Annotated in this window: 17 protein-coding genes; 4 read left to right on the top strand and 13 right to left on the bottom strand. The window is 72.1% G+C overall.

Features of this window, described 5'->3' with window-relative positions; translation table 11 throughout:
* Nucleotides 1-70: 70 nt before the first annotated feature.
* Nucleotides 71-634: a transcriptional regulator NrdR gene (gene nrdR, locus OHB41_RS33280; protein WP_266702046.1), complete on the bottom strand. Its 564-nt coding sequence runs from the start codon at nucleotides 632-634 to the stop codon at nucleotides 71-73.
* A 529-nt stretch (nucleotides 635-1,163) separates the two neighbouring features.
* Here nrdR and lexA point away from each other — a divergent pair.
* Nucleotides 1,164-1,940, top strand: coding sequence for a transcriptional repressor LexA (lexA, locus tag OHB41_RS33275; RefSeq protein WP_168530554.1), 777 nt, complete (start codon nucleotides 1,164-1,166; stop codon nucleotides 1,938-1,940).
* A 269-nt stretch (nucleotides 1,941-2,209) separates the two neighbouring features.
* Here lexA and OHB41_RS33270 read toward each other — a convergent pair whose 3' ends face one another.
* The 5 genes from OHB41_RS33270 to OHB41_RS33250 form a co-directional block, all read right to left on the bottom strand.
* Nucleotides 2,210-4,240: an ATP-dependent DNA helicase gene (locus OHB41_RS33270; RefSeq protein WP_266702042.1), complete on the bottom strand. Its 2,031-nt coding sequence runs from the start codon at nucleotides 4,238-4,240 to the stop codon at nucleotides 2,210-2,212.
* A 115-nt stretch (nucleotides 4,241-4,355) separates the two neighbouring features.
* Nucleotides 4,356-6,248, bottom strand: coding sequence for an IucA/IucC family protein (locus OHB41_RS33265; RefSeq protein ID WP_266702040.1), 1,893 nt, complete (start codon nucleotides 6,246-6,248; stop codon nucleotides 4,356-4,358).
* 57 nt (nucleotides 6,249-6,305) lie between these two features.
* Nucleotides 6,306-6,938, bottom strand: a complete 633-nt coding sequence (locus tag OHB41_RS33260) for a GNAT family N-acetyltransferase (RefSeq protein ID WP_526025072.1) — start codon at nucleotides 6,936-6,938, stop codon at nucleotides 6,306-6,308.
* Between the two features lie 441 nt (nucleotides 6,939-7,379).
* The gene (locus OHB41_RS33255; RefSeq protein ID WP_526024991.1) at nucleotides 7,380-9,572 is read right to left on the bottom strand and encodes an IucA/IucC family protein; all 2,193 of its coding nucleotides are present in this window, start codon (nucleotides 9,570-9,572) and stop codon (nucleotides 7,380-7,382) included.
* Between the two features lie 200 nt (nucleotides 9,573-9,772).
* Entirely contained in the window at nucleotides 9,773-11,185 is a 1,413-nt protein-coding gene (locus OHB41_RS33250; protein WP_526024990.1) for a diaminobutyrate--2-oxoglutarate transaminase family protein, read from the bottom strand.
* Nucleotides 11,186-11,492: 307 nt separating this feature from the next.
* On the opposite strand from OHB41_RS33250, the gene OHB41_RS33245 reads away from it, so the two are divergent.
* Nucleotides 11,493-12,722 (top strand): trypsin-like serine peptidase, encoded by a 1,230-nt coding sequence (locus tag OHB41_RS33245; RefSeq protein ID WP_266702038.1) that lies wholly within the window; start codon nucleotides 11,493-11,495, stop codon nucleotides 12,720-12,722.
* Nucleotides 12,723-12,869: 147 nt separating this feature from the next.
* Here the strand turns inward: OHB41_RS33245 and hflX are convergent, their stop codons facing one another.
* From hflX to miaA, 6 genes are all read right to left on the bottom strand, one after another.
* Entirely contained in the window at nucleotides 12,870-14,363 is a 1,494-nt protein-coding gene (gene hflX, locus OHB41_RS33240) for a GTPase HflX (RefSeq protein WP_266702036.1), read from the bottom strand.
* A 191-nt stretch (nucleotides 14,364-14,554) separates the two neighbouring features.
* On the bottom strand, nucleotides 14,555-16,123 hold the full coding sequence (locus OHB41_RS33235) for a M1 family metallopeptidase (protein WP_266702034.1): 1,569 nt from the start codon (nucleotides 16,121-16,123) through the stop codon (nucleotides 14,555-14,557).
* Between the two features lie 67 nt (nucleotides 16,124-16,190).
* Complete coding sequence (locus OHB41_RS33230) at nucleotides 16,191-18,365, bottom strand: RelA/SpoT family protein (protein WP_266702032.1); 2,175 nt, start codon at nucleotides 18,363-18,365, stop codon at nucleotides 16,191-16,193.
* Between the two features lie 355 nt (nucleotides 18,366-18,720).
* A complete protein-coding gene (gene dapF, locus OHB41_RS33225) occupies nucleotides 18,721-19,590 on the bottom strand; it encodes a diaminopimelate epimerase (protein ID WP_266702030.1) in 870 nt (289 codons plus the stop codon).
* Between the two features lie 71 nt (nucleotides 19,591-19,661).
* Nucleotides 19,662-20,228 (bottom strand): hypothetical protein, encoded by a 567-nt coding sequence (locus OHB41_RS33220; RefSeq protein WP_266706320.1) that lies wholly within the window; start codon nucleotides 20,226-20,228, stop codon nucleotides 19,662-19,664.
* A gap of 108 nt (nucleotides 20,229-20,336) precedes the next feature.
* Nucleotides 20,337-21,275 carry a tRNA (adenosine(37)-N6)-dimethylallyltransferase MiaA gene (gene miaA / locus OHB41_RS33215; RefSeq protein WP_266702028.1) on the bottom strand — a complete coding sequence of 313 codons (939 nt, stop codon included), beginning with the start codon at nucleotides 21,273-21,275 and terminating at the stop codon, nucleotides 20,337-20,339.
* Nucleotides 21,276-21,457: 182 nt separating this feature from the next.
* On the opposite strand from miaA, the gene OHB41_RS33210 reads away from it, so the two are divergent.
* Both OHB41_RS33210 and OHB41_RS33205 read left to right on the top strand, forming a co-directional pair.
* Nucleotides 21,458-21,835 (top strand): hypothetical protein, encoded by a 378-nt coding sequence (locus OHB41_RS33210; protein WP_266702026.1) that lies wholly within the window; start codon nucleotides 21,458-21,460, stop codon nucleotides 21,833-21,835.
* 24 nt (nucleotides 21,836-21,859) lie between these two features.
* A complete protein-coding gene (locus tag OHB41_RS33205) occupies nucleotides 21,860-22,120 on the top strand; it encodes an antitoxin (protein ID WP_266702024.1) in 261 nt (86 codons plus the stop codon).
* An 83-nt stretch (nucleotides 22,121-22,203) separates the two neighbouring features.
* Here the strand turns inward: OHB41_RS33205 and OHB41_RS33200 are convergent, their stop codons facing one another.
* A complete protein-coding gene (locus OHB41_RS33200) occupies nucleotides 22,204-22,917 on the bottom strand; it encodes a class III extradiol dioxygenase subunit B-like domain-containing protein (protein ID WP_266702022.1) in 714 nt (237 codons plus the stop codon).
* Nucleotides 22,918-22,939 lie beyond the last annotated feature (22 nt).

Raw genomic sequence — 22,939 nt, 5'->3', positions numbered from 1 at the left:
CGCCGTCCGTACGGCCTTTCGCAGCAGGTCTGTGGTCGCCGCCGAGCGGCCGGCCCGAGCCGGCCTTCCGTCAGTCGGCGGCGGTGGCGGGCACGGGGACCTGGACGGCCTCTCCGGACCCGCGGTCGCATTCCGGGCGCTCCGCGTCCGCGGCGCCCGCGCCTCCCTCGTTCCCCGCGGCGGGGCACTGCCCCGTCTCCCTGAGTTCCACGATGGCGGCCTCGAAGTCCTCGAGCGAGTCGAACGCCCGATAGACGGACGCGAACCGCAGATAGGCGACGAGGTCGAGTTCCTGCAACGGGCCGAGTATGGCCAGCCCCACGTCGTGGGTGGTCAGTTCGGCGCTTCCGGTGGCCCGCACCGCCTCCTCGACCCGCTGGCCGAGCTGGGCGAGCGCGTCCTCGGTGACCGGCCGCCCCTGGCACGCCTTGCGCACACCGTTGATGACCTTGGTGCGACTGAAGGGCTCGGTGACGCCCGACCGCTTGACCACCATCAGCGAGCACGTCTCCACGGTCGTGAAACGACGGGAGCAGTCGGGACACTGGCGGCGCCTGCGGATCGACGTGCCGTCATCGGTCGTACGACTGTCGACGACGCGGCTGTCGGGGTGCCTGCAGAAGGGGCAGTGCATGGCTCCAACCCTCCTTCACAGCACGACTCATAGACCCCCCGAGACCTCACGGGCCTCTCGGAGCAGCCCCAAGCATAGGCGATGGTCGGGGGCTCGAAGACCCGGGGGACCACAACTTCTGGGCTACTCCGGCAATCCAACCACTAGATGTGGGGATCGACCCGTAAATTCGCCCAGGGCGCGCGTGTCGCGCACGTATGGGCATGTGCCGCACGGCCGTGCCGCTCCCGGACACGCGGAGATACCGTGGTCACCGCGCGGGCAGCGCGCGTACGGGGGGTCGGTACCCGACGGACGGGGTGCCGGATGGCAGACTGGGGCGCGGCCCACATCTGTCGGCACGGTCATCGCCTCGGCGGTGAAGAGTACAGCAATGAGCCCTTTTGTCCGACGGACGCGGCATCAGCCATACACCCAGCCACATGATCACGTGGGGCAATCCGCGGTTTTTCACTCGAACGTGTGTTTGGCGCAACCTTTCGAAAGCAACTACCGTTGTCCAGCAGGGAGACCATCGAGAGGGGCCGACGTGACCACCACCGCAGACAGTGCCACCATCACTGCCCAGGACCGCTCCCAGGGCCGACTCGAGCCGGTGCATGCGATGAACGAAGCCACGAACCATGAGGGGCCCAAGCGTTCCCTGCCGGGCCGACCTCCAGGCATCCGCGCAGACAGCTCGGGACTCACCGACAGGCAGCGCCGGGTGATCGAGGTCATCAGGGACTCCGTGCAGCGACGCGGCTACCCGCCGTCGATGCGGGAGATCGGACAGGCGGTCGGCCTCTCCAGCACCTCCTCGGTCGCACATCAGCTGATGGCACTGGAACGCAAGGGCTTCCTGCGCCGCGACCCGCACCGTCCGCGCGCGTACGAGGTCAGGGGCTCCGACCAGTCCTCGGCACAGCCGACGGACACGGCGGGCAAGCCGGCCGCGTCGTACGTCCCGCTCGTCGGCCGTATCGCCGCCGGCGGGCCCATCCTGGCCGAGGAGTCCGTGGAGGACGTCTTCCCGCTCCCCCGGCAGCTGGTGGGTGACGGTGAGCTGTTCGTCCTCAAGGTCGTCGGTGACTCGATGATCGAGGCCGCCATCTGTGACGGCGACTGGGTGACGGTCCGCCGCCAGCCCGTCGCGGAGAACGGTGACATCGTGGCCGCGATGCTGGACGGCGAGGCCACCGTGAAGCGGTTCAAGCGCGAGGACGGCCATGTATGGCTGCTCCCGCACAACTCCGCCTACCAGCCGATCCCCGGCGACGAGGCGACCATCCTGGGCAAGGTGGTGGCCGTACTGCGGCGAGTGTGACAGCGCGTGCCGGGCGGCACCGACCGCCCCCCCCTGACCGGGCCCCGGGACCAACTGCGCCGGTTCCGGGGCCCTGCACGTCCTCTCGCGCGGCCACCCGCGGTGAGGTCGTCCGGCCCGCAGAGCGCCCCGGCGTTCCGCGCCTTCGCACCCGGGCCTCGGTGGCCATCGCGGGTGTCCCTCGACGGTGACCATCGATCGGGACACCCTGCGCTCCTCGCCTCTGCCCCGAGCACCGCTCGAACCGACCGGGCCTCGGCGGGCAGCGGCTACGCCTCCTCGACCCTCCGGTCCTCCTCCGCCTCCTCCGCCTTCCGCCCGTTCGGTGCGTCCTCCGCCTTCCGGGCCGCCTCGTCGATCGCCGCGAGCGACCTCCGGACCTGGTTGCGGTCCGTCGTGTACCAGAAGTCGGGCAGCGAGGCCTTGAGATAGCTGCCGTAGCGTGCGGTGGCCAGGCGCTGGTCCAGCACCGCTACGACACCACGGTCCCCCGTGGCGCGGACGAGACGGCCGGCGCCCTGTGCCATGAGCAGCGCCGCGTGCGTGGCGGCGACGGCCATGAAGCCGTTGCCGCCGTTGTCCTCGACGGCCTTCTGGCGGGCGCTCATCAGCGGATCGTCGGGGCGCGGGAAGGGGATCTTGTCCATGACGACCAGCTGACAGCTGGGGCCGGGGACGTCCACGCCCTGCCAGAGCGAGAGCGTGCCGAACAGACAGGTCTTCGGGTCGGCCGCGAAGTTCTTGATCAGCTCGCCGAGCGTCTCCTCGCCCTGCAGCAGGATGGGGTACTCGGGGATGCGCGTGCGCAGCTCCTCCGCCGCGAGCTGGGCGGCCCGCATCGAGGAGAACAGGCCCAGTGTGCGGCCCCCGGCGGACTTGATCAGCTCGGTGAGCTCGTCGAGCATGTCGCCGCGGTCGCCGTCACGCGCGGGGCGTGCCAGGTGCTTGGCCACGTACAGAATGCCCTGCCGGGGATAGTCGAAGGGCGAGCCGACGTCGACGCCCTTCCACTGCGGGAGGTCGTCGCCCTCCGTGCCCTCCGGGGCGAGCCCCAGCGAGGCCCCCACTCCGTTGAAGTCGCCGCCGAGCTTCAGGGTGGCCGACGTCAGTACGACCGACCGGTCCGAGAAGAGCTTCTCCCTGAGGAGACCGGACACCGACATGGGGGCCACCCGCAGCGACGCACCGAAGCGGTCGTGGCGCTCGTACCAGACGACGTCCCATTCGGAGCCGTTGGTGATCCGCTCCGCCACGTCGTGGACCGACTCCACCGCGGCGAGGGCCTGTTTGCGGACCGCGTCCTCGTCCTGGACGGACTTGTCGCGGGTGGAGCCGATCGCCGAGATCACCGTGCGCGCGGCGTCACGCAGTGCCATCAGCGCGTATCCGAGATCCTCCGGGATCTCCTCCAGACGTCCGGGAAGCGCCAGCTCCATCAGCCGCTCGAAGCCTTCGGCGGCGGTCTGCAACTGGTCGGCCGCCTTCTCGTTGACGAGCCGCGCGGCGCGCCGGACGGCACGGTTGACCTGGCCGGGGGTGAGCTCGCCGGTCGCGACGCCGGTGACCCGGGAGACCAGCTCATGGGCCTCGTCGACGATCAGCACCTCGTGCTGCGGGAGGACCGGCGCGCCCTCGATGGCGTCGATCGCGAGCAGCGCGTGGTTGGTGACGACGACCTCGGCGAGCTTGGCGCGCTCGCGGGCCATCTCCGCGAAGCACTCCGCTCCGTAGGCGCATTTGCTCGCGCCCAGACATTCCCGGGACGACACGGACACCTGGCTCCAGGCCCGGTCGGAGACGCCGGGCGTGAGGTTGTCACGGTCACCGGTCTCGGTCTCGTCCGACCAGTCCCGCAGGCGCAGCAGGTCCTGGCCCAGCTTGCTGGTGGGCGCGGCGGCCTCGAACTGGTCGAAGAGGCCCTCTTCCTCCTCCTGCGGCACACCCTCGTGCAGCCGGTGCAGGCACAGATAGTTCGACCGGCCCTTGAGCATCGCGAACTCGGGGCGGCGGCGCAGCAGCGGATGCAGCGCGTCCACGGTCCGTGGAAGATCACGCTCCACGAGCTGTCGCTGGAGCGCCAGGGTGGCTGTCGCCACGACGACGCGCTCCCCGTGGGCGAGCGCGGGCACCAGGTAGCCGAGCGACTTTCCGGTGCCGGTGCCCGCCTGCACCAGCAGGTGGGAGCTGTCGTCGATGGCACCCGCGACGGCTTCGGCCATGGTCACCTGGCCAGGGCGCTCCGTGCCGCCGACGGCGGTGACGGCGGCATGCAGGAGTTCGGGGAGTGAGGGCTCTGTCATAGCGATGCCAGCCTACGGGGCTCCACCGACAACCGGGCGATCACGGCCCGGACGACGGACATGATCAGGACGACGGTCGCGGCGCGGGTCATGACGACGGGGGCGGGTCGGGTGATCACGACGTGTGGAGGGGGTTCGGTACGGTGCCGTGCACGGCGGCGTGGGGGCGCTCGGGGCGGTCGCGGTAGCCGTCGAGATGCAGCCGGTTGCGGTTCAGGCACAGGCGCTCGATACGCGGGGTGAGCAGGTCGAACGTCTCGTGACGTTCCTTGAGCTCCGGGAAGCGGGTCTGGTGGCGGACGACCTCGGCGCGGACGAGTGACCAGAACTCGGCCTCCGGAACGCCCAGTTGTTCCTCGCAGAGCGGCGCGAGATAGCGGAAGACCCCTACGAAGAGCCCGGAGTGGATGAACTGGGTCAGGAAGGCCGGCGGCTCGGTCAGCAGCACGTCGCGCACCTCGTCGGGCATGGAGGAGTGCTCGGGCAGCGGATCCGCGCTCACGTTGACGTCGTCGACGAAGTCCTTCACGGCGAGTCGGACCGGTACGTCGTGGTCGTCGAAGACGACGATCGCGTTCTCTCCGTGGGGGCTGAACACCGTGCCGTAGCGATAGAGGAAGTGCAGGAGCGGTGGCAGGAGCGCGGTGAAGAGCCGGCGCAGCCAGGCCCGGGGGGCGAGACCGGAGCGGGCGACCAGCTCCGCGGTGAAGGCGCGTCCCTGGGGATCGGTGTGCAGGAGGGCGGCCAGGGTGCGGGCACGCTCGCCGGGTGCGAGGTGCCGCGAGACCGGCTCGCGCCAGATCGCGCCGAGCAGTTCCCGGTACTGGTAGGGCACTTCGGGCAGTCCGTCGTACACGGGGTGGTGGACGGTGACCGAGGCGACCTCGCCGAGCAGGATCACCCCGCAGGTGTCGCGCAGGAACGGGTCGGCGTCCCTCAGGGTCCGCATCCAGGCGGTGACGGCGGGGGCCGCGAGCGTGCGCTCCGTGGGGAGGCCCCGCCACACCAGTGTGTTGAGGACGGACAGCGGAAGCTTCACCGTGTGCCGGTCCGGGCGCGAGACGTTGAGGAAGGTGCGGATCGACTGCTGGGGCAGGCGCAGATCACCGTCGGAGGGCAGCGGCACGATCGCTCCCGCGGCGACATGCGGCGCGAACAGCGGCAGCACGACGTCGTCCCACTGCCACGGGTGCACGGGCAGGTAGAGGTACGAGTCCGGTGCGAGTCCGCGGGTGCGCAGGACCTCGTCGAAGGCCTCACGGGTGGCGGGAGCCAGTTCGCGTGCGTAGAGCTGTTCCGCGGTGTCGAGGCCGCCGACCCCCCGGTACGTGGCCAGCGTCGTGTGCACCGCGATCCAGGGAAGGGGCGTGGCCCGGCGGGCCTCGGGGGCCCAGGCGGCGGCGTCCCGCGCGGAGAAGCCGAGGCGGCCCTTGTTGAGCACGATCCAGGGGTGGCCGGTCTGATGGCCCTCCAGTTCGGCGTACCCGAGGTCGGCTAATTCGGCGGCCGTACGGGCGTCACGGTCGAGGCGCACGTCCGCGGCGAGCGTCGTGCTGAGCTCGCGCAGGGCGTGGCCCAGCGTCGCGCCGTCCAGCTCCAGCGTGCCGCGGGCCCGGGTGAGGAAGCCGAGCGGGTCGGTGAAGGGACACGGTTCCTTCCCCTCTTCCGTGAGGGTGAGCGAGGCGGGGTCGACGCGCCAACTGTCGTACGAGAGGCGGCGGGCGCGGAAGGAAAGGCGGTCGCCGGCGTCGAGCCGGAGGGTGTACGGGCGAAGGGTGTCGGCGTGGGGAGCGTCGCGGTGCGGGGCGTCGCGGTGCGGCGCGTCGCGGTGCACCGACGGACGCGGGGGACCCTGTTCCGGTCGGACGATCTCCTCGTGCGCGAACTCCCCGATCATCTTCGCGAGCAGTCGGCGGCCGGCCCGCTCCCAGCGGTCCTCGCGCAGCTCGGGCGGGTCGTACAGGGCGGACAGTCCTTCGGATGCCGGGCTTGCGGACGGATTCGGCACGGGGACTCCTCGACGGGGAACCGGAACGGGACGAGTGGAGTACGGAGAGTGACGGATCTACATCAAGTCGCGCAGGGCCCGGTCGCGCATCATGAGGGCTGCCCTCTTGCCGGGCAGTTCGACCTCCGCGGAGAACCGGAAACCCCCGCTCAGGAAGGCGGAGACGGAGGGGATGTTGCGCAGATCGGGTTCGGCCACGACCCGTGCGCAGGCGGGACGCCGGTCCAGTACGAGATCGGCGACGGCTCTGAGCAGGGCCGAGCCGAGACCGTGGCCACGATGGGCGACTCCGCCGATGAGCAGATGGATTCCCGTATCGTGCGGGCGGGCGGGATAGTGGCGGGCGAGGTGGTCGAGGTCCGCGCGGTAGATCTCCCAGTAGCTCACGGGTGTGTCTTCCAGCAGGCCGATACAGGGCACGCTGCGGCCGTCGCCGTCGAGCTGTCGGTTCAGATGCTCCTCGGTCACCGACTCGGGTCCCGCCAGCTCCCAGAAGGCCGAGACGGCGGGGTCGTTCATCCATCGGGTGACGAGCGGGAGATCGCGTTCCACTCGTACCGGAACCAGCTGGAAGGTGCCCACGGGCGTGGCGGTCGGACCCCAGTCGCCGATGCCGCCGAGCAGGTCGTCACGGGCGGCCCCGACGGGAGCGGAGTGGACCGCGCCCGCACCGCGGTGGTCTCCGCCCATGCCCGCGCGGACCTCGGCGGGCGGGTTTCCGTCGACCACGCCGGGTCCCCGGGACGCGCCGGCGTACGCACCGGCCTCCCCGGACCGGCCGTCTCCCCGGAATTCCCCGACCGACCCCGCCGACCCGACTGACCCGACTGACCCGACTGACCCGATCGACCCTGCCGATCCGGCTGACCCGATCGGCTCGACCGGCAAGACCGGCGCGGCTGATCCGATCGGCTCGACCGGGCCGCCGGGCTCGGCCGGCTCGGGTGTGCCGCCGAACAGGGCGATCAGCTCGTCGGGCAGGCGCAGGTCGAGAGTGTCCTCGCAGTCCGTGCCCGGGTCGGGGTACGGGTCCGCGCCGGGATCGGTGTCGGGGGCGGTACCGGCGTCGGCGCTCGCATCGGTGGGAGGCACGGCGACGCTCCTCTCAGGAGACGGGGTGGGTCATGTCCCTCAGGAACGAAGGGGGTTGGTGACGGTGACGTAGACGGACTGGGTGTCGACCGGGCCGACGAGTTCGTCGAGGCCGTGCAGCCGGGTGAGCAGGTTGGCCTTGCAGCGCAGAACGGGCGAGTCGAGCAGGAGGGAGGGCAGTGGCGTGCCCAGGCGTCCCGGGCCCGCGGCCACCTCGGTGAGGAAGCGGCGGAAGGCGGCGAGCAACAGCCGCTCCTCGGCGAGGCGTTGGGAGCCGAACGCGCCGATGAGACCGAACACGTTGTTGATGGCGAGGTAGTAGGCGAAGCGTTCGTCGGTGACCTCGTCGCAGACGAAGGTGTCGCTGCGCACGCCGATGCCGGGCAGCCGGGCGTCGAGTTCCGCGCGCCGTGACGCGCGGAAGTAGTAGCCCTGGTTGTCGCGGTAGCGTCCGCCGACGGGCCATCCCTCGCGGTCGAGCAGGACCAGGGTGTTCTGCTGGTGGGCCTCCAGCGCGATTCCGGCTTCGCCGTCGAGCCAGAGCACGGGGCGGACGACCTGTTCCAGATAGCGCAGGAACCACTCGGTGGCGACAGCCCCGCGGGGCCGGCCGGCGCGGCCGGCGAGCCGGGTGACGATCTCGGCGAGCCGGGACCGCATGACGGGCCTCCGCTCGGCGTCGGCGCGGGCGCCGGGCTGGGCGTGCGGCCGGGGCGAGACCAGCCCGGCGACGCAGCCGGCGTCGTCCGTCGCGCCGAACGGGTTGTGGCGGATCATCACGTCGAGGCCGGTCAGGGGTGTCCCGTCGGGGGTGTCGACGGCGAGCCAGGCCGGGTCACGGACGATGTCGAAGCCCGGGTGGGCGGCCTGCCACTTCTTGGACAGGCCGCCGCGCAGCAGCCGGTGGACCTCCACACCGCGGTGGAGCTCCTTACGGAGGTTCTCCCGGCGGGAGTTGGTGATCCGCAGGCCCAGCGACAGCTTCAGCATCGCGGGGGTGCCCGGACGGTAGAGGGTGCGGACGGAGGACGTGGGATGCCAGGGGGAGCCGTACGGGCCGAGGTCCTGGAGCAGTCCCGCGTCGAGCAGGGCCGCGGTCCCGGGGCGGTGCCTGACCTCGCCCATCTGCCAGGGGTGCAGCGGCAGGGCGGCGTACCCGTCGGGCAGCGGCAGGCCGGCTCCGGCCAGCCGTGCGGTGAGCTGCTGCGCGGAGACAGGGCGGCCGCGCTCCGTCCACGCCGAGTCGGACGCCAGCAGCGAGGGGGCTACCGCCATCCAGTGCAGCGGGAACGAACCGCGCAACTCGGGTGAGTACAACGGCATCTCGGCCTCGGAGAGTTCCTCCCGGCTCTTCGGGGTGGGGTGCAGGGGGTGCCCCAGCAGGAGCGCCTGCTCGGCCGCGAGAAAGAGGTCGGGGGTGTCGGCGGGCCGCTCTCTGCGGTCGCTGATGAACACCACGGTCCGGCGTACGGAGTCGGCGACCCGTCCGACCAGGTCGGACCCGTCACCGACGGGGTGGCACGCGGGCACGGGATCCGTGACGTACGGGAGCGCGGTGTCCTTACGGTTCGCGATGCCGGTGCCCGTGTCAGGGCCGGGGTCGGACTCGGGCGCGGAAGCCGTACCCGGCGCGGAAGCCGTACCCGGCGCGGGCGCGGAAGCCGTACCCGGCGCGGGCGCGGGGGCCGTACCCGGCATGGGCGCGGGAGCCGTACCGAACGCCGGGGCACGGTCCGTTCCGGACGCCGGGGCCGTGTCCTCTTCCGGTGCCCAGCCGGTCGCGGACGTCGTCCCGGTGCCCGGCGTCGGCTGGCGCGCGAGCAGCGCCGCCACCGTGACCGCGTCGGCGGGCGGTGCCCCCTCGGGGGCGGCGGCGAGATGCGGGAGCCCGAAACGGTGCCAGCCCGTCGGGGACCAGTAGTGGACCGGGACCAGGAGGGACGTCCCGCTGGCCGGGAGGGGGATGCGCAGGATGCCGTCGACGGGTGCGGCGAGGTCGTTCTCCCGTACCCAGCAGCGCAGCAGGTTCTCCACCGTCGCCGCCTGGGCCGCGGTGTGGGCGACAGGGTGCTCCAGCAGGTCGGTGGTGGCGCCGCGCGGCCGCTCGGCCTCCTGGGTCCCTCCCTTCTGCCGGGGGACCGATTCGGCATCCGCGACGAGCGGGATGTGCGTGCCACGTCCCGCTCGCTCGGGGGTGACGAAACGGCCGTCGGGTGCGGGGGTGGCGTTCAAGAGAGTTCCTCGTGGGGTCGTTCGGGCTCGTGCGGCCACGAGCCGGGGCGGGACCGGGGTGCGTGGGGTCTTCGGCGTTTCCCGGCCGGTCGGGCCGGGAGGGTGGCTACGGCTGCGGGTCGTCGAGGCGGGGTCGGGCAGTGTGCGGGGCGGCGACGAGGCCGCCGGGACGGGCGGACCGGACCGGTCGGCGCGCCCCCTCAGCCCGATCCCCCGCGCGCCACCGCGCCCACCGCGTCCGCCAGCCGGTCGAGGACCGCGGCCGCCTGTTCGTCGGTGATCGTCAGCGGTGGCAGAAGCCGGACGACGCTGGCGTGCCGACCGCCCAGTTCGACGATCAGGCCGCGGCGCAGGCACGCGCGCTGCACGGCGGCGGCGAGTTCCGGGGCGGCGGGCCGGGGCCGGTCGGCGGCCGGGTCGGAGGGCGTCTCGGGGTGCACCAGCTCGACACCGATCATGAGCCCGCGGCCCCGTACGTCGCCGATGCAGGAGAACTCCCCGGCGAGCCGCCGGAGTTCGGTGATCATGCGGGCGCCCAGGGTCGCGGCGCGCTCCGCGAGTCGGTTCTCGCGGACGTACGCGAGAGTCGCCGTGCCCGCCGCCATGGCGAGTTGGTTGCCGCGGAAGGTGCCGGCGTGGGCGCCCGGCTGCCAGACGTCGAGGTCGTCGCGGTAGACGACGACCGCGAGCGGCAGGCTGCCGCCGATGGCCTTGGACAGGACCATCACGTCCGGGGTGATCCCGCTGTGCTCCACCGCCCAGAAGGTGCCCGTGCGGCCCACTCCCGTCTGGACCTCGTCCGCGATCAGCGGGATGGACCGGGCCGCCGTGATCTCGCGCATCCGCCGCATCCAGGGGTCCGGCGCGGGAATCACCCCGCCCTCGCCCTGGACGGGTTCGAGGATCATCCCGGCGGGGAGCGGCACGCCCGACTTGGGGTCGTCGAGCACGGACTCGGTCCAGCGCGCGGCGAGTTCCGCGCCGCGCTCGCCGCCGATACCGAAGGGGCAGCGGTAGTCCTGGGGGTACGGCAGGCGTGCGACCCGGACGTCACTCGCGCCGCCGGACGCTTCGAGCGCTCCCGCGGTCATCCCGTGATAGGCGCCGGTGAACGCGAGCATCCCGGTGCGTCCGGTGGCCGCGCGCACCAGTTTGAACGCGGCCTCGACGGCGTCGGTCCCGGCCGGTCCGCAGAACTGCACCCGGGCGCGTGCGGCGAACTCCGGGGGCAGGGTGCGGAACAGCTCGGTGGTGAAGGCGTCCTTGACGGGGGTGGCGAGGTCGAGGACGTGCAACGGCGCCCCGGAGTCGAGGACTTTCCTGATCGCCTCCAGGACGACCGGGTGGTTGTGACCGAGGGCCAGGGTCCCGGCCCCGGAGAGGCAGTCGAGGTAACGGCGGCCGTCCGCGCCCTCGATGGTCAGCCCGCGTGCCCGTACGGGAACGATCGGCAGGGCGCGCGCGTAAGTGCGCGCCGCCGATTCGCGCGCCGACTGGCGCCGCAGAATCCCTTCATGCGCCGCGCGCGCCCCCTCGGAGGCGCCCGGCGAACCCTCCCCTGTCTCTTCGGGTTCGCGCCCCACCGGCACCACCGCAGATTCGGTCACCGCCACGACTTCAGGTCCTCCCGCTGTGCAGAGGCGAGTTGGCGGGGGGCTCTGAACGCATGGTGCAGGCCCCCCGTACGTACCAACGACGTGACCGGCGTGGGGAAGCGGGTGAGGCGAAGATCCTTGCCGTGACGGAACCGTTGCCGTTCCGTGGGATGTCCCCCACAGCGAGCGCATAGTGTGTGGTGCCGTTCAGCGATACCGGACGATCGCCGGTTCCGGCGGGTCGGTCGGCGCCCGCGGTCCCGTGCCAGGGGTTCCGGACCGGCGGTTCCTGACAAGTTCTCTTACGCCCAGGGGGAGTTACACCATGCCATCCATACGCCCGCCCTTCACCGCCCGTCGAGGGAGGAGCGCGCGCCGCACCACCTCCCCCGTGCTGGCCGCGGTCGGCCTGGCCGCGACCCTGGCGCTGACCGCCACCGCCTGCGACTCGAGCAGCAGCACGGCGAGCGACCGGCCCAGCACGTCGGCGTCCCAGAACGGCGACGACAAGATCAAGATCCCGGACGACATCAGGAACAAGCTCAAAGAGCACGGGATCGACATCGACAAGTGGAAGAACGGCGCCTGGAAGAACTGGAACCGGGACGACTGGCTGCGCGAGGCCAACGACTTCGTCAACCCCATCATCAAGGGGCTGTGGAACCCGGACCGGATGCGCGGCGCCGACGACCCGGACAGGAACAAGGGCGTCGACGAGAACGACCTCTCCGGTGACCAGGGCGTCACCGATCCGACCCCGGCCCCGGTGGCTGCGAAGGCCGTGAGCCCCGCGTACCACGACAGCGTGCCCGAGGCGGGGAAGGTGTTCTTCGACTCCCCCGAAGGCACGATGGTCTGCTCGGCGACCGTGGTCGAGGACCCCGCGCACCCGGGCAAGTCGAACCTCGTGTGGACCGCGGGCCACTGCGTGCACGCCGGCAAGAAGGGCGGCTGGTACCGCAACATCGCCTTCGTGCCCTCGTACAACAGCGCCGGCAGGACGTCCGCCGAGCTGCAGAACGCCGACCGGACGGAGGTCGCTCCGTACGGTGTCTGGTGGAGCGACTGGGCGCAGACCTCGGACCAGTGGATCGAGCAGGGCGGCCCCACGGGCGGTCAGGGCGCTTCGTACGACTACGCGGTGCTGCACGTGACGCCCGAGAAGGGCGGCGACGGCAAGTCCCTGGAGGAGACGGTCGGCGCCGCGCTCCCGGTGGACTTCGACGCTCCGGCCGTACCGAAGGTCGCGAGCATCACGGCGACGGGCTATCCGGCGGCGGCGCCGTTCGACGGCCAGAAGCTGTACCAGTGCACGGACAGGCCCGGCCGGCTCTCCGTCGCCCAGGCGGACCCGACGATGTACCGCATCGGCTGCACCATGACGGGCGGCTCCTCCGGCGGCGGCTGGGTGGCGGCCGGCTCGGACGGCAAGCCCGCGCTGGTGTCCAACACCTCGATCGGCCCGGTCAGCGCGGGCTGGCTGGCAGGACCGCATCTGGGCGACGTGGCCAAGGGTGTGTACGACTCGGTGAGCAAGAAGTTCGCGGGGCGGTGAGACGACGGGCGTGAGCGGGACGTACGGCGGCCGGTAGGCATCGCCCGGGACCGTGCCCGCAGCTGGACGCACGTACGAAGGCCCGCCCCCTGCGTGAGGGGGCGGGCCTTCGTGGGTCCGGGCCCGGGACCCGGGAACTCGGTGGAGCTAGAGCGCCGGCGCCGGAACGTACGGCGCGAGGTCCGACGCCAGTTCCTCGTGGACCCGCACCTTGAGCAGCGTGCCCTCCGGGGTGTGCTCCTCGGAGATCACCTCGCCCTCGGAGTGGGCACGCGCGACCAGTCTGCCGTGCGTGTACGGCACGAGCGCCTCGATCTCGACCGAGGGGCGGGGCAGCTCGTTGTCGATCAGCGCGAGCAGCTCGTCGATGTTCAGGCCGGTGCGGGCCGAGACCGCGATGGAGCGCGTCTCGTTCCGCATCAGGCGCTGGAGGACCAGCGGGTCGGCCGCGTCCGCCTTGTTGATCACCACGATCTCGGGGACGCCCGTGGCGCCGACGTCACGGATGACCTCGCGCACGGCGGCCAGCTGCTCCTCCGGCGCCGGGTGCGATCCGTCGACCACGTGCAGGATCAGGTCGGAGTCGCCGACCTCCTCCATCGTGGATCGGAACGCCTCGACGAGGTGGTGCGGCAGATGCCGTACGAAGCCGACGGTGTCCGCGAGCGTGTAGATCCGCCCGCTGGGCGTCTCGGCACGGCGCACGGTCGGGTCCAGGGTGGCGAACAGCTCGTTCTGTACCAGGACGCCCGCGCCGGTCAGGCGGTTGAGCAGGGACGACTTGCCGGCGTTGGTGTAACCGGCGATGGCGACCGAGGGCACCCTGTTCCTGCGCCGCTCCTGGCGCTTGATCTCGCGGCCGGTCTTCATCTCCGCGATCTCCCGGCGCATCTTCGCCATCTTCTCGCGGATACGGCGCCGGTCCGTCTCGATCTTGGTCTCACCGGGACCACGGGTGGCGAGGCCGCCGCCCTTGCCGCCGCCCATCTGACGGGACAGCGACTGACCCCAGCCGCGCAGCCTCGGCAGCATGTACTGCATCTGCGCGAGCGCGACCTGCGCCTTGCCCTCACGGGACTTGGCGTGCTGGGCGAAGATGTCGAGGATCAGGGCCGTACGGTCGATGACCTTGACCTTGACGACGTCCTCGAGGTGGATCAGCTGGCCGGGGCTCAGCTCACCGTCGCAGATCACGGTGTCGGCGCCGGTCTCCAGGACGATGTCCCGCAGTTCGTTGGCCTTGCCGGATCCGATGTACGTGGCCGCGTCGGGCTTGTCGCGGCGCTGCACCACACCGTCGAGCACGAGCGCGCCCGCGGTCTCCGCCAGGGCGGCCAGCTCGGCGAGCGAGTTGTCCGCGTCCTGGATGGTTCCCGAGGTCCAGACACCGACGAGGACGACGCGCTCCAGACGGAGCTGCCGGTACTCGACCTCGGTGACGTCCTCGAGTTCGGTGGAGAGGCCGGCGACGCGGCGCAGGGCCGCGCGCTCGGAGCGGTCGAACTGGTCGCCGTCCCGCTCTCCGTCGATCTCGTGGCTCCAGGCGACGTCCTCTTCCATCAGGGCATCGGCCCGAAGACCTTCGGGGTAGTTCTGCGCGAGGCTCTGCGCGTCCTGGGAAGGGGAAGAAGAGGAGGTCATTGGATCCTTACGTCGATGGGTGCACCGGTGCGTCACTGGCCACACCGGTTCGGCGACGGACCGCGCCCGTCTGTGGGAACAACGTCCGGGACCACCGGGAGATTCCCGGATTCCACCGGGTCGGCCCCCCGCGGGGGCCGCGCCGCCGACCTGGAGATGGTCGCACGGCACGGCCCGTCTCGTCATGCGAGTTACCGGGCGCCCTTGCGTGCCTTCGGGGCGTCACTCCTCCAGTCCGGGTGCCCGGGCATCGGGGGTGTCTTCTTCCCGTACAGCCACGCCTGGAAGAACCCGCTCAGGTCACGGTTGCCGATGCTGGAGGCGAGCCGCTCGAAGTCCGCGGTCGAGGCCGTGCCGTCCCGGTGGACGGCCACCCAGGCCCGCTCCAGGCGTTCGAAGGCGGACCGTCCGATCTCCTGGCGCAGCGCGTACAGGGCGAGCGCCGCGCCGTCGTAGACGTTCGGCCGGAAAATGCTGATCTTCTGGCCCGGCCTGGGCCCCTTCGGCGCCGCGGGCGGACCGCCGGCGGCCCGCCAGGTGTCGGACGCGCGGTAGGCCGCCTTCATCCGGGCCTCCATGGGCTTCTTGCCCTTCTCCTGCGCGTACAGGGCCTCGTACCAGGTGGCGTGTCCTTCGTTGAGCCACAGGTCGGACCAGTCACGCGGAGTGACGCTGTCGCCGAACCACTGGTGCGACAGCTCGTGCACCATGATCGACTCGACGTACCACTTGGGGTAGGCGGGCTGGGTGAAGAGCTCCCGCTCGAAGAGGGAGAGCGTCTGCGTCTCGAGTTCGAAGCCGGTGCGCGCCTGGGCCATCAGCAGGCCGTACGTCTCGAAGGGGTACCGGCCGACCTTGCGCTCCATCCAGGCGATCTGGTCGGGGGTCTTCCTGAGCCACGGTTCGAGCCGCTCGCGGTCCTTGGTGGGTACGACGTCGCGGACCGGCAGTCCGTGCGGGCCGGTGCGGTGCAGGACCGTGGAGCGGCCGATGGAGACCTGGGTCAGCTCGGTGGCCATGGGGTGCTTCGTGCGGTACGTCCAGGTGGTGCCCCCGGGGGCACGGACCACTCCGGTGGGCAGACCGTTGGCCACGGCCGTGTATCCCTCGGGCGCGGTGACGTGGATGGTGAACATCGCCTTGTCGGAGGGGTGGTCGTTGCACGGGAAGACGAGGTGGCCCGCGTCGGCCTGGTTGGCCATGGCGAGCCCGTCCTCGGTCCGCACCCAGCCGCCGTCCTGGTCGCCGCCGGCCGCCGGATCGCTGTGGTGCCGCACGGTGATCCGCATCCAGCCGCCGGCGGGGACCGGTTGCGCGGGGGTCACCACCAGGTCGTCACCGGCGCTCGTGAACGCGGCCGGTGACCCGTTGACCTCGACCGATCCCACCGTGCCGTGCGCGTAGTCGAGATTGACGCGATCGAGGCGGCGCGACGTCACGGCGTCGATCGTGGTGACGGCGGCCAGCGGCTCGGTGTTCTTGCCGGTGTAGGCGAAGGAGAGGTCGTACGACCTGACGTCGTACCCGGGATTGCCCAGGTGCGGGAAGAGGCGGTCGCCGATGCCCAGGGGGGTCGCCGGGGACGGGGCACTCGCGGCGACGAGGCAGACGGAGACGGCGGCGGCGAGCAGTGCCGCCCGGACGCGGCGGTTCCGGGGGCCGGGGGGCGTGGTGGCGGGGGCGGTGGAGTCGGGTGTCGTGGCGCCAAGGGTGCCCGACGTGCCGGTTCGGTGGGTGCTGGGACGGGGGGTGAGCAGCATGGACCACCGCTACCAGCGGTCGTCCCTCCCGCGGTGGCGACGCGCTCCGGTCCCACCCGAACGTGTGCTACTGCGCGGCGGCCGCGGCGTGCTGTGCCCTGCTCACGTCGTACACGCCCGGTACGTTCCGCATCGCCCGCATCAGCCCTGGGAGGTGGGCCGCGTCCGGGAGTTGGAGCGTGTAGGTGTGGCGTACGCGCTGCTGGCTGGGTGGTTCGACGGTCGCGGAGACGATGGCGGCGCCCTCCAGGGCGATGGCCTCGGTGAGGTCGGCGAGCAGATGGGGACGCCCGAAGGACTCGGCGACCAGCGTGACGCGGCACTCGGTGGTGTCGCCCCAGCTCACCTCGACCTCCGCGCGCCCCGCGCCCTTCATACGTGCCACGCCGGCGCACTCGACGCGGTGCACGGTCACCACTCCGCCGCGTACGGCGAAGCCGGTCACGCGGTCGGGCGGCACGGGGGTGCAGCAGCCCGCGAGGCGTACGGAGGCGCCCGGCTGTTCGACGACGGCGTTCGCGGCGGGGCGGGCCGCGGGAGCCTCGGCGGCCGGCCTGGGGGCCGCGGCGGGCTCCTCGGGGGGCGCCGCGTCGCGGGGCGAGGGGTGCGCGGCCAGCCAGCGCTGGATGGCGATCCGTGCGGCGGGTGTCTGGGCGTGCTCCAGCCACTCCCTGGAGGGTTCCGAGGCCGGGTCCTGTCCCATCAGGAGCTGCACGGTGTCGCCGTCCTTCAGCACCGTGCTCAGCGTCGCGAGCCGCCCGTTGACGCGGGCGCCGATACAGGCGTGCGCGTCCTCGCCGTACTGCGCGTACGCGGCGTCCACGCAACTGGCGCCCTCGGGCAGGCCCAACGAGCCGCCGTCGGCCCGGAAGACGGTGATCTCGCGGTCCTGGGCGAGGTCCTCGCGCAGGGTGGACCAGAACGTGTCCGGGTCCGGGGCGCCCTGCTGCCAGTCGAGGAGCCGGGAGAGCCAGCCGGGGCGGGTGGGGTCGACCCGCTCGCCGTCCGCCGCCCGTTCGCCGTCGCCGTCCGTCTGCTCCTCCGCGGGACCGGTGTAGGGGTTGCCGAGGGCGATGACGCCGGCCTCGGCGACCTTGTGCATCTGGTGGGTACGGATGAGGACTTCGGCCACCTGGCCGTCGCCGCTCGCCACGGCCGTGTGCAGCGACTGGTACAGGTTGAACTTGGGGACCGCGATGAAATCCTTGAACTCCGACACCACGGGCGTGAGACAGGTGTGCAGTTCACCGAGAACGCCGTAGCAGTCGGCGTCCTCGTTCACGAGCACGAGGAGCCGTCCGAAGTCCGCGCCGCGCATGGGCCCGCGCTTGCGTGACACGCGGTGCACGGAGACGAAGTGGCGCGGCCGGATGAGGACTTCGGCCTGGATCCCGGCCTCGCGCAGGACACCGCGCACCTCTTCGGCGATCTCCGCGAGCGGGTCGCCGGGGCGCGACGCGTTGTCGACGATCAGTTCCCTGGTGTGCTCGTACTCCTCGGGGTGCAGGATCGCGAAGACGAGGTCCTCGAGTTCGGTCTTCAGCGCCTGGACACCGAGGCGTTCGGCGAGCGGGATCAGGACGTCCCTGGTCACCTTGGCGATCCGGGCCTGTTTCTCGGGGCGCATCACACCGAGGGTCCGCATGTTGTGCAGCCGGTCGGCGAGTTTGATCGACATCACGCGGACGTCGTTGCCGGTCGCCACGAGCATCTTGCGGAAGGTCTCGGGTTCGGCGGCGGCCCCGTAGTCGACCTTCTCCAACTTGGTGACGCCGTCGACGAGATAGCAGACCTCGTCGCCGAACTCGGAGCGGACCTGATCGAGCGTCACTTCCGTGTCCTCGACGGTGTCGTGGAGCAGGGAGGCGGTCAACGTCGTGGTCTCCGCGCCGAGTTCGGCGAGGATCAGGGTCACCGCGAGCGGGTGGGTGATGTACGGCTCCCCGCTCTTGCGCATCTGGCCCCGGTGCGAGGACTCCGCCAGCACGTACGCCCGGCGCAGCGGTTCCATGTCCGCGTCGGGGTGGTGGGCGCGGTGGGCCTCGGCGACGTGGCCGATCGCGTCGGGCAGCCGGTCACGGGCGGTCGGGCCGAGCAGCGCGGCCCGGCCGAGGCGGCGCAGGTCGATCCGCGGGCGGCCCTTCCTGCGCGTCGGCGATCCCCCCTGCTCCTGCGGAACCGACGGCTGGGGGGAGGGCGTTGCAGGGCCTGGCGTCGCGGGATTCGTCGCCTCCGCACTCATGGGCACCTCCGGCTGCGTAGACCGGCGGACGGGGGCCCATGGCGTACTCGGCTCAGGGGTTGGCGTCGATCCCCCGTCCGGGCCGGTGCTTGATGCTACCGAGCCCACCACGCCCGGCTGACCACCTCTCGCCGAGCGTGAAACGGATCACCCATTCGAGCGAAGGTTCAGGGGTTTGCGGTTTCGAGGTTCCGCGAGGGGCCGGGAGGCTGCGGCACCGGGCCGGACGGGGGCGTACGACACCGCGCCCGACCAGGCCTTGTGACAGCGCACCGGGCGGGACTTCTGACGTCTCGTCGGACAACAGCGGAGACGTCCGGGAGACGTGCGGCACCTCCCGCGACGAGGTGTCCGCTCAGAGCCGGACGGCGGCCAGCCACTCCGCGTCGATGTCGCCCTCGGCGACGATCACCGCGGGGCCGGTCATCTCGATCGCGCCGTCCGGGTGCTCGGTGATCACCAGGCGTCCGCCGGGCACGTCGACGGTGTACGTCACCGGAGTCCCGGTGACGGCTGGGTCGGCGCCGTCGCGGCGGGCCGTGGCGACGGCCACCGCGCAGGCGCCCGTGCCGCACGAACGGGTCTCTCCGGAGCCGCGCTCGTGGACACGCAGGGCGACGTGGCGCGGGCCCCGGTCGACCACGAACTCGACGTTCACCCCGTCCGGGTAGGCCGACGCGGGCGTGACGGGGGGCGGCGTGAACAGGTTGCCCGCCTGGCCGAGGTGGTCCACGAAGGCGACGGCGTGCGGGTTGCCCATGTTCACGTTGCGGGCGGGCCAGCTGTGCCCGTCGACGCTCACGGTGACGTCCCCCTCGGGGAGGACCGCCTTGCCCATGCCGACGGTGACGTCCCCGTTCTTGGCGAGGTGCACGCTCTTCACGCCTGCGCGCGTGGCGATCGTGATGTCGCCTTCGGCCACATGTCCGGCCCGCTGGAGGTAGTGCGCGAACACACGCACCCCGTTGCCGCACATCTCCGCGACCGAGCCGTCGCCGTTGCGGTAGTCCATGAACCACTCCGCCTCGGCCGCCATCTCCGCGGCCTCGGGGTGCGCGGCGGACCGTACGACGTGCAGGAGACCGTCGCCACCGATGCCCGCGCGGCGGTCGCACAGGGCGGCCACGGCGGCCGGGGACAGGTCGACGGCGTTCTCCGGGTCGGGGACGATCACGAAGTCGTTCTCGGTCCCGTGGCCCTTGAGGAAGGCGATCCGCGTGCTCATTCCTCGATCGTACGGGGTCGGGCGGAGCCGGTCCGGCACGCCCTCCGCGACAGGTGCCCGCCCCGGCGGGCTCAGCGCAGCCGGGCCACGCGTCCCACGGCGAGCACCGCCACCGCGGCGACCACCACGACGTACGCGAGCACGACGCGCCAGTCCACGCGGCGGCCGGAGCCGCGCGCGGGGAAACCCGGCATGGCGTAGCCCACGCGGCGGGCGGCCATCATGCCCCAGCCGGCGGCGCACAGGCAGATCAGCAGACCGAGCATGGCGACCACGGCACCGCCGTCGCCGAACTCGAAGGCCAGCGGGAAGGCGAACATCAGCGAGCCCGTCGCGGCCAGGACCACGATCGGCGCGAGCTGCCAGATACGCAGCCGACGCTGCGGACGCAGCTCGACCTCGACCTCGGGTCCCGGGGACATCTCGTCCGGCCCCGGCCCGTCGGCGGTGACACCGCCGGGAGGCTCATCGGGTCCGTCGGAGATCAGCGGATCGCCGTCGGAGCCGGACCGCTCGTCGTGGCCCGTCCGGTCCCCGTCGAGGCCTGCTCCGTCGCCGTCGAGGCCCTGCGGTCGCTGCTGCTCCTGCGCGGTGTCCTGCTCCGCGTCCTGTGCGGTGTTGCGAGGGCCGGCCTCCATCGCCACGCGCCCTCCCAACTCGGACTCCACTTGGTCGATCGAAGCTCGATGATGGCACGGCGCCGGAGGCCCCGATGGCGGCCGGAGCGTCCCGATGCCATGACGTGATCAGGCTGTGACCGGTCGTTCGACCAACGCCAGCGCGAGTTGTGGAAGTTCTGTGAGGTCCGCCGCGGCGCCGCTCAGCCAGTGCACCCGGGGATCGCGCCGGAACCACGAATCCTGACGTCGCGCGAAGCGTTTCGTGGCGCGTACGGTCTCGGCGCGCGCCTCGGCGTCGGTGCACTCCCCGGCGAGCGCCGCGAGCACCTGCTGGTACCCGAGCGCGCGCGACGCCGTGCGCCCCTCGCGCAGGCCGCGCGCCTCCAGCTCCCGCACCTCGTCGACGAGCCCGGCCTCCCACATCCGGTCGACGCGGCGCGCGATCCGCTCGTCGAGCTCGGGACGCGTCACGTCGACACCGATCTGGAGGGTGTCGTACACCGAGTCGTGGCCGGGGAGGTTGGCCGTGAAGGGTTTGCCGGTGATCTCGATGACCTCCAGCGCCCGCACGATGCGGCGGCCGTTGCTGGGCAGGATCGCCTGGGCGGCCTCGGGGTCGGCCATGGCCAGACGCGCGTGCAGCGCGCCCGAGCCGCGCAGCCCGAGCTCCTCCTCCAGACGGGCGCGCACCTCGGGGTCGGTGCCGGGGAACTCCAGGTTGTCGACGGCGCCGCGCACATAGAGCCCGGAGCCGCCCACCAGGACCGGCCAGCGGCCCTCGGCGAGCAGGGCGTCGATGCGGGCGCGGGCGAGCCGCTGGTACTCCGCGACGCTGGCCGTGACGGTCACGTCCCAGATGTCCAGCAGGTGGTGCGGAATCCCGGCCCGCTCCTCGGACGTCAGCTTCGCGGTGCCGATGTCCATCCCTCGGTACAACTGCATGGAGTCGGCGTTGACGACCTCGCCTCCGAGACGGCGGGCGAGGAAAACGCCCAGATCGGACTTTCCTGCCGCGGTCGGTCCGACGACGGCGATGACTCGGGGGGCGGGGGGTGCGCTGCTCACCGCCCCAGTCTCGCAAACCCGGGGGCCCTCCTCCGACGCGCCGCGTGACGCCACAGGTTCGGGGTCGTTGCCTGTTGCGAGGTTCCGGCCGCCGGTTTTCGAGGACCGGCGCCCCGGGCGGCGCAACGGGACGCACCGGGTGACGCGGAATTTCGTCCTCACGAGTAACGTATGGAGTGGATATGGGTGTTTTTGCACGACTTCTCAGGAGGTCGAAGGCTGCGGAGGAGGCGTCGACCGCCGAGGTGTCTGCCGGCACGCGGCCGGCCGGAACCGACGCCGGGGCCGATGCCGACGTCACGACGACCGAAGCCGATGTCACGACCGGTGCCGATGCCACGACCGACGCCGGCTGCGCGTCGGAGTCGGTGACGGAAGAGGCGAAGCGCTCGTCCGGGAGCGAGAACGCGGGCGAGAGCGACCGCGAGGCCGAGGCTGAGGTGGCGGTCGCGGCGACGGCGGCCGCCGGAGCGTCGGCTTCGGACGACGTCGAGATCCCTCAGCAGCAGACCGCCGAGAAGGCCGCCGACAACGGGGCCGGTGAGAGCGCCCGTAAGTAACTGTCCCGCGAGGGAAGGTGGACCATGAGTCTCCTGGACAATCTGAAAGCCAAGCTGGCGCCTGCCAAGGACAAGGTCTCGGACCTCGCGCAGCAGCACGGGGACAAGGTCACCCACGGTCTCGACAAGGCCGCCAGGGTGGTCGACGAGAAGACCAAGGGCAAGTACAGCGACAAGATCCAGACGGGCACGGGCAAGGCGAAGGGCGCCATGGACCGACTGGCGCACAAGGAGGGCGGCCCCACGCCTCCGCCGGACGCGCCGCCACCGCCCCCCGCATTCTGAACGGCACACATCGACGGACGGCCGCGGAGCATCCAGCTCCCGGCCGTCCGCCGTGTCCGGCCGGGAGGCCTCGCGGTGCGGCGCTACGACCAGGCCGCCACCAGGTACCCCACGCCGTACGGCGCGTCCTCGTACAGCAGGGCGCCGCCCAGCTCAGCGTCCTCTGCCGCGCCCGCGAGGACCTGCCAGGGGGCGCGGCCGGAGGCCATCAGTTCGCGGGCGAGCCCGGCGTCCAGTGCCTGCAGTGCCGAAACGTCCGCCGTCCCCAGCGCCCGGGCGACCTCCGCGTCGAAGCCCGCCGCGCGCTCGTCCAGGTATCCGGGCGCCTTCAGCGTCCGGCATGCGCTGCCGTCGCCCATCACCAGGAGGGCCACCCGCGCGGCCCGGCCCGCGGCCTCCGCTCCGACGCTCCCGCACAGCTCGGCCGTGAGCGGCTCCGCCACGGCGAGACCTGTCACGGGGGCGTCGGACCAGTCCGTGCGCTCCAGCAGCCAGGCGGCGACGGTGAGCGAGGGCGGAAGCGCCCGCTGCGAGGGCGCCAGAGGGGTGCCGCCCCGCCCGAGGCATACGCCGAGGTCCACGCCGAACCCGCGGAACGAGCCCGGTGTCCCCTCGGGGTAGGACCCGCCGTCGTCGGCGGGGCCCACGACGACCAGCAGATCGGGCCGGGAGGCGGCGAGCACGCCGAGCGCGTCCGCGCACGCGTCGCGCGCGGCGGCCAGCTCGGGCGCCGCGCCGGCGGCGACCTCGGGCACGAGCAGCGGCGGACAGGGGCAGGCTGCGGCGGCTACAAGCATGATCGGCAGCGTAACCCTTAGC

The organism is Streptomyces sp. NBC_01571 (assembly GCF_026339875.1).
Lineage (GTDB): Bacteria > Actinomycetota > Actinomycetes > Streptomycetales > Streptomycetaceae > Streptomyces.
Note: the sequence above shows the minus strand (reverse complement) of the source record. Positions and strands in the feature narration are given on the sequence as shown.

Coding starts and splice junctions, on each gene's coding strand:
- OHB41_RS33200 (WP_266702022.1), bottom strand. CDS start 22,917: ATGCTTGTAGCCGCCGCAGCCTGCCCCTGTCCGCCGCTGCTCGTGCCC.
- OHB41_RS33245 (WP_266702038.1), top strand. CDS start 11,493: ATGCCATCCATACGCCCGCCCTTCACCGCCCGTCGAGGGAGGAGCGCG.
- OHB41_RS33220 (WP_266706320.1), bottom strand. CDS start 20,228: ATGGAGGCCGGCCCTCGCAACACCGCACAGGACGCGGAGCAGGACACC.
- OHB41_RS33270 (WP_266702042.1), bottom strand. CDS start 4,240: ATGACAGAGCCCTCACTCCCCGAACTCCTGCATGCCGCCGTCACCGCC.
- OHB41_RS33230 (WP_266702032.1), bottom strand. CDS start 18,365: ATGAGTGCGGAGGCGACGAATCCCGCGACGCCAGGCCCTGCAACGCCC.
- OHB41_RS33205 (WP_266702024.1), top strand. CDS start 21,860: ATGAGTCTCCTGGACAATCTGAAAGCCAAGCTGGCGCCTGCCAAGGAC.
- OHB41_RS33260 (WP_526025072.1), bottom strand. CDS start 6,938: ATGGGCGGAGACCACCGCGGTGCGGGCGCGGTCCACTCCGCTCCCGTC.
- OHB41_RS33210 (WP_266702026.1), top strand. CDS start 21,458: ATGGGTGTTTTTGCACGACTTCTCAGGAGGTCGAAGGCTGCGGAGGAG.
- OHB41_RS33235 (WP_266702034.1), bottom strand. CDS start 16,123: ATGCTGCTCACCCCCCGTCCCAGCACCCACCGAACCGGCACGTCGGGC.
- hflX (WP_266702036.1), bottom strand. CDS start 14,363: ATGACCTCCTCTTCTTCCCCTTCCCAGGACGCGCAGAGCCTCGCGCAG.
- nrdR (WP_266702046.1), bottom strand. CDS start 634: ATGCACTGCCCCTTCTGCAGGCACCCCGACAGCCGCGTCGTCGACAGT.
- dapF (WP_266702030.1), bottom strand. CDS start 19,590: ATGAGCACGCGGATCGCCTTCCTCAAGGGCCACGGGACCGAGAACGAC.